The organism is Mesorhizobium sp. M7A.T.Ca.US.000.02.2.1 (assembly GCF_003996995.1).
Taxonomy (GTDB): Bacteria; Pseudomonadota; Alphaproteobacteria; order Rhizobiales; family Rhizobiaceae; genus Mesorhizobium.
In genome coordinates this window covers 1-5,804 of sequence record NZ_RZTT01000383.1, presented here as the reverse complement: position 1 = coordinate 5,804, position 5,804 = coordinate 1, and the positions used below count along the sequence as shown (strand labels likewise).

Below are 5,804 nucleotides of genomic sequence, written 5' to 3'. Positions count from 1 at the left end.
ATTCCGAGCACTGCGTTATCCCCGCCATATTTGCGCGGTGCGCTCCCCAGAAGCGGCCGTTTCAAAATGCCCTCGGCGATCAGATGACGATCGATGATGCCGGCGAAAACGCTCTCGGGCGCGCCGCATTCGACGAAGCTCGGCGACATGCGTGCCGGCGTGCGATCGAGAATGATCGAACCGCGACGCATCAAATAACCGGGCATCTCACCGGTGCCACCGGCCACCACCAGGGTGCCGGCGATCATGCGGCTGCCGGCATGGTCGCCGGAGCCTTTCAGCACCGCGATCAGGCCGCGCCGCATGCGGTCCGCCGCGAAGGCGCCCGCCTTGCCCCTGACGATCAACACACCGCCGTTCATGCCGGCCAGTTCCCCGACGAGCGGCGCACCGAGGTGGTCGCCAGCATTGCCTGTTATCTCAAGCCTGCCGCCACGCATACCGGAGCCGGCGTATGGACCCGCATTGCCTTCGATCATGAGCTTGCCACCGCGCATGGCGCGCCCGGCCTGGGCGCCGGCATTGCCAACGAGGCGGACCGACCCGCCCCGCATGCCTTGCGCCACAAGGTCAAGGCGCGTGCTTCCGCCTTCGAACACGATGCTTGTCGGATCGCTGCCGGCGACGCGAAAAATGTCGCCCACCTTCGATCCGTGCTTCGACATGCCGATCTGGATTCTTTCGACGTCGCGCCTTTCGATCCCGGCCAGCCGCTCCGGCGTCAGCGGCGACAGGTCAAGGCGCTCCGGCGGCTCGGCAACCAGGGTGAAGGTCAGCGCCTTCATGGCAGCATATCCTTCAGCGAGTAGATGAATTTCCCGAGCTTGCCGCCGTAGTTGCCGGCGCTGATCCGAACCGCGCCTTTTTTCGGTCCGAGCTCTATGACAGCCTTGACGCCTGCCTTCATCGCGGCGGCAACTGCATCATTGGTTTCACCATCGATGACGATTTCCAGGACGGCGTTGACGTCGGGACCGAGCTCACTCGCGACGACGCCGCGCAGCGTTGGCGCGTAGGCTTCGTTGGCCGAAGCGATCATGCCTTTGTATTTGCCACCTATCTTGGAACCCGAACGGGCAATGCCGCCCGGAAACGGCACGATGGCGCCAGGCACCATGCCGATCGCAGCGACCGCGGCCTCGGCAGCGGCCAAAGCGTTGGCGCTGCTTTGCGCCATGACAAAGAAATTGCCGCCACCGACAGCTTCCTTCGTCAGTCCGGTCGTTGCTTCGCACAGGAACTCGCCATCCATGACGGGAATACGCCAGAAATGCCTGTCGCCGATCTTCTTGGAGATTTGCCAGCCGTCGCCGAAATAACGCAGCGCCGAACCGAGCTTGAGCTCGGCGCTGCCCTGCAGCCCGGCAAAGCAGGCGGAACCCGGCGAGGTCAAAACGCACTGGCCGACACGATTAAGCAGTTGCTTCTGCAATTCGTCCGTTCCCATCGCGAAGATCATGACGCGGCAGCCCGGCCGGCCATCCGGTGTGGCCGAGGGCGGCAGGTCGAGATCGATTGCCGCTTCGCAGCCGCAACCGATCACCGAGGTGGCGAAGCCGGACATCGTGATCGCCGCCTGGCGAGCCCATTTCCGGCTCGGCGCGGTGATGACGATGGCGGTTGCGCGCATGCCGAAGGCTTCCGCGAAGGTATCGTCGATCGTCATCCCATTGACGCTCATGTTCGGCATGGCACCTCGCCGAATGGCTGTTCGCGCGCAATCGCGGAATCCGGAAAATTGAACCAGTCCAGCGACAGGCCGTAGCGCTGCTGGTGATAGTCCTCGAGCCGTCGCACCATTGCCTTGTCGACAGGCGGCTTGAGCCTCAATGCCTTGCCCCAGCGGTAATGGATGATTTCCCCGTCTTGCACGACGAGATCGCCATCCTTGAAAACATACGCCGCCTGTCCGAGCATTTTCGCGATACTGCGGTCCCTGCGATAGACAGCGATGTCGGCTGTTGCACCGGCGCCGAGATGGCCTCGATCCGTCAAGCCGAGCAGCTTGGCCGGCGCCGCGCGCGTCATGATGGCGATTTCCTCGAACGTGTATTCGCGGTCGATTGCGGCCAGGGTAGAGAGCGCCAGGGCGGATCGTGAAAGTCCAGCGGTCATTTCGGCGCGCGCTTCCCGGCTCATCAGCAGTTCGAACAGCGCCGGATAAGCGGTAAAAGGTGCACCGTTGGGATGGTCGGTGGTGAAGAACACACGCCAGGGATCGTCGATCAGGAGAAAAAGCTCGAGCCCGATCGCCCACTGCATCGTGCCGTAGAAGTCCTTGCCATAGCTGTAGGGCACGATGCCGCCGCCATTGCCGTCACCATCATGAATGACGGTCTTTTTCGGGTGCGCGCTGCCACGCGCCGAAAACTGCCGCATGACGTCGGAGGAGACCGTGACCGTCTGGCCGAACATGACCTGGCCGATATCGATGGTGACTTCCGGCGTCGCGTTGACCAGTTCGGCAAGCCGTGCGGCGGCAGAGGAAAACCCGCGTTTTCCTTCCGTGCCATAGCCATAGAACTGGAGGTGGGCGAGATGCAGCGGCAGCCCATCCGCCGCTGCGATCGTCGCAGCCGCCGTATCCGCCGATCCGGGGCTGCCCAGATTGTTGCAATGGACATGCAGGGGATGCGGCAGGCCAAGACTGTCGACGGCGGCCTGCAGCGTCTTGACGATCTTGCGCGAACTGACACCATAGGAAGGCACGACATCGTCCAGCGAGAAGGTGCGGACGTTCTCCTTGAAGGCGGCCGCCGCACCGGCGTTGATCACCTTGACCCCAAGCGCTCGCGTCGAAGCGACCGTCCAGGCGACATAGTCCTCGATCATCGTCGAGGGGGCGTCGTCGCGGATCATCGACAACAGGAAATCGTCATTGCCGAGAATGGCAAGCGTCGCTTTGTCGATGATCGGGATGTCAGCCAGTTCGAGATGCGTGTGAAGCGCCGCTCCCGGCGACATCGCCGGCTCGACCACCGTCGTAAAGCCCATCTTTGCGTAGAGGCAGCCCGTCTGGAACGTCGACCAGCCGGCATTGGAGAGCGGCGTCATTGCTGGCCTCAGCTGATGGGCGGCATGCTGTTCGGGCAAGAGCAGCCGCGCGGTGTTCACATTGCCGCCACCGATGTGGGAGTGGATGTCGATGGCGCCAGCCATTACGATGCAGCCGCTGGCTTCTATGGTCCGGTCGGCCGCCCCTCCCGCCGGCGCCGGGACGATCTTGTCGTCCTTGATCCAGAGGTCGCCTTTGCCGAGACGGCCGTTGACGGGATCGATGATGTCGCCGCCGGCGATTTTCGTCAGCATGGCAGTGGCTCGGCGAAAGCGTGGGTAGCGATCAGGCGGATGATCGTCGCGGCGGAGGGCAATTGCGAGGCCGCTTGCGCCTCGGTCGACCTGAGCGAGCCCGTGCGGCTGGAATAGACAACCGCATCGTGATCGACCCCAGCCTCGCCGATAGCGATGGTGACTGCGGCGCCGGCAACCGGCTTTTCCGTTTTCGTCAGCACAATCAGCGCCATGCGGCGCTTTTTTTCCTTCGGCTGGGCCGTTGCGGCGGAGATCCGCAGGTGCAGGTCGGCTTCGCCGGCAGCGATCATGCGCGCCACATCGCAGCGCCAGGGATCGAATTCCGGGAAACCGCGCGCAAAGCCGGTACGCAGCGGAAAACCTGTCATCCAGGCCGAGGCGAGCGTGCTACCCCACCCGTTTTCGTTCGCCGGCAGATGAAGGCCGGATGCGCGCGATTTGCGATTGAGATCGGCGATCAGTCCTTGCAGCATCTCCAATGCCAGGCCTTCGGCGGCGTGGCCTGAAAACAGGAACACGGGAAAACGCGCGGCCGCCAGAGCTTTGGCGAAATCATTGAAATTCGACACCGGTTGCGATGTACGCCGCCCTTTGTACTGTGCTCTCAGTGCCGCCAGCGTGGCGGCGAGGCTAGCTTGGCCACAGGAAAGTCGCGTTGCCTCGCGGCCGCCGTTCAGCGGCGGCACAGACATCCCGTTCGGGCCTACCACGAAGAACGCGCGCTGGTTCACGGTCGAGAGGTCGGGAACCGTCCCGGCGAGTTCGCCAACAAGACCATGATGGATCCGCGGGAGCTCGCCCACGATCACCACGACATCGGCACGCCGGCGCGTCTCTCCGGGGGCGACGGTCATTGCCCCCTTGTCCGTAAAAAGCGCAGTCTCCCGGGCAAGTGCCGCGCCATCGGCATGGTCGTATGCCGCGCCAGCCCTCTCAGCCAGCGCGATCGCCGCCCTCGTGCCGTCTATATCCGTATCAAAGCTGAAAACCGGGCACCGACTTGACGACAGTAGCGACGCGGCATGCGCAGCCGCGCGCTCAATCAGCGCTTCCCGGTTGCCGATCCAAGCAACCGCCATTCGCTAAACTACTTTCTGGTGCCGCCACGATCCTAGACGAAACTGGATTGGCCGTGAACCCCACCTCGCAGCGGATCAGCGAATGTTTTCATACGCTATCAACAAATTCCGACCCTGCTTAGTCATATTTGACGTAAGCGAAGCGTTGATCGGTCAGCGGAGTGCCCTCCAGCGCCCCGCCTTCCTTGGCCGGCTGCCACTGGACAACATCCTCGATCTTTTTCGCCAACTCGAAATCCTTGTCGGTAATGCCTTTCGCCGCGTGGTTCATCAGGCGCACCTCGACCCAGGCATAGGAGGCGGTGATATCGGGATGGTGCCACGCCGCCTCGGCGAGATGGCCAACCGTGTTGATGACCATCAGCGTCGATTTCCAGCTGTGGGTCTTGTATTTGCGCCGGATCCAGCCGTTTTCGTAGCGCCATTTTGGCAGCTCCTTCTCAAGCCGCTCGGCGATCTCGGCTTCCGAATAGACCTTTTCCTTGACTGTCTCGTTCATCTCGACCTCCGCGAATTGCTCGGTCTGTCTACACGCCGGAGCCAGCAAACACGTGGATGCATTCTCTTTGGCTTGCCCCATCGACGAAAACAGTTATCATGGTACCGGGCACCTAAACTTCCATGATGCATCCATGATGCACCCATCGGGGGGCAGATGTCGAATTCTGTTACCATACGAGTGCCCGCTCGCCTGCACCTTGGCTTCCTTGATCTCAATGGCGATGCCGGACGGCGGTTCGGCAGCGTCGGGCTTCCATTGAGCGAACCCGAAACCGTCGTCACCCTGTCGCGGTCCGGCGAAACCATCGTCGAAGGCTCCGAGAGCACCCGCGCCAGCGAGCATCTGTCGACGCTCTGCAAGCATCTCGGCATTCGCGGCCAGCACCATCTGGTGGTCGAGCAGTCGATCCCCAGTCATGCGGGTCTGGGGTCCGGCACGCAGATCGCCCTTGCCGTCGCCTCGGCGTTGCGCACTCTCCATAATTTGCCTCTGGATATCGCCGGCGACGCGAGCCTGCTCGAGCGGGGCGGCCGATCCGGCATCGGCATCGCAAGTTTCGAAGATGGCGGCGTCATAGTCGACGCCGGCAAGAACGACCGCGGCGGAACGCCTCCGGTCGTCGCGCGGCTGCCGTTTCCGGAAGAGTGGCGCGTCATCCTCATCCTCGACCATTCCGGGCATGGACTGCATGGCGCTGCCGCGGTCGCGGCGTTTCGTTCGCTGCCGCCATTCCCAACGGCAGGCAGCGGGGAGATCTGCCGGAGGGTGCTGATGGGCATTATGCCGGCTTTGGTCGAGCGGGACCTTCCGGCATTCGGCGCCGCCGTCACCGCGATACAGATGCTGATCGGCAGCCATTTCGCCCCGGCGCAGGGCGGCGTGTTCACCTCGAAGCGGGTCGAGATGGCGGC

General features: G+C 63.1%; 6 protein-coding genes. 1 reads left to right on the top strand and 5 read right to left on the bottom strand.

Going from position 1 to position 5,804, the window contains the following annotated elements; genetic code table 11:
* The 5 genes from EOD15_RS27115 to EOD15_RS27095 all read right to left on the bottom strand — a co-directional run.
* Positions 1 to 785, bottom strand: a 785-nt coding sequence (locus EOD15_RS27115) for a formylmethanofuran dehydrogenase subunit C (RefSeq protein ID WP_127409010.1), incomplete at its 3' end; no start/stop codon positions are given.
* Complete coding sequence (fhcD, locus tag EOD15_RS27110) at positions 782 to 1,690, bottom strand: formylmethanofuran--tetrahydromethanopterin N-formyltransferase (protein WP_127321907.1); 909 nt, start codon at positions 1,688 to 1,690, stop codon at positions 782 to 784. The genes EOD15_RS27115 and fhcD, both read right to left, overlap by 4 nt.
* A complete protein-coding gene (locus EOD15_RS27105; protein WP_127409009.1) occupies positions 1,678 to 3,309 on the bottom strand; it encodes a formylmethanofuran dehydrogenase subunit A in 1,632 nt (543 codons plus the stop codon). The genes fhcD and EOD15_RS27105 overlap by 13 nt, the downstream gene beginning before the upstream one ends.
* Positions 3,303 to 4,166: a tungsten formylmethanofuran dehydrogenase gene (locus EOD15_RS27100; RefSeq protein ID WP_245463774.1), complete on the bottom strand. Its 864-nt coding sequence runs from the start codon at positions 4,164 to 4,166 to the stop codon at positions 3,303 to 3,305. Before EOD15_RS27100 ends, EOD15_RS27105 begins: the two co-directional genes overlap by 7 nt.
* 343 nt (positions 4,167 to 4,509) lie before the next feature.
* Positions 4,510 to 4,890: a 4a-hydroxytetrahydrobiopterin dehydratase gene (locus tag EOD15_RS27095; RefSeq protein WP_027036898.1), complete on the bottom strand. Its 381-nt coding sequence runs from the start codon at positions 4,888 to 4,890 to the stop codon at positions 4,510 to 4,512.
* Between the two features lie 156 nt (positions 4,891 to 5,046).
* On the opposite strand from EOD15_RS27095, the gene EOD15_RS27090 reads away from it, so the two are divergent.
* Positions 5,047 to 5,804, top strand: a 758-nt coding sequence (locus EOD15_RS27090) for a beta-ribofuranosylaminobenzene 5'-phosphate synthase family protein (RefSeq protein WP_127409007.1), incomplete at its 3' end; no start/stop codon positions are given.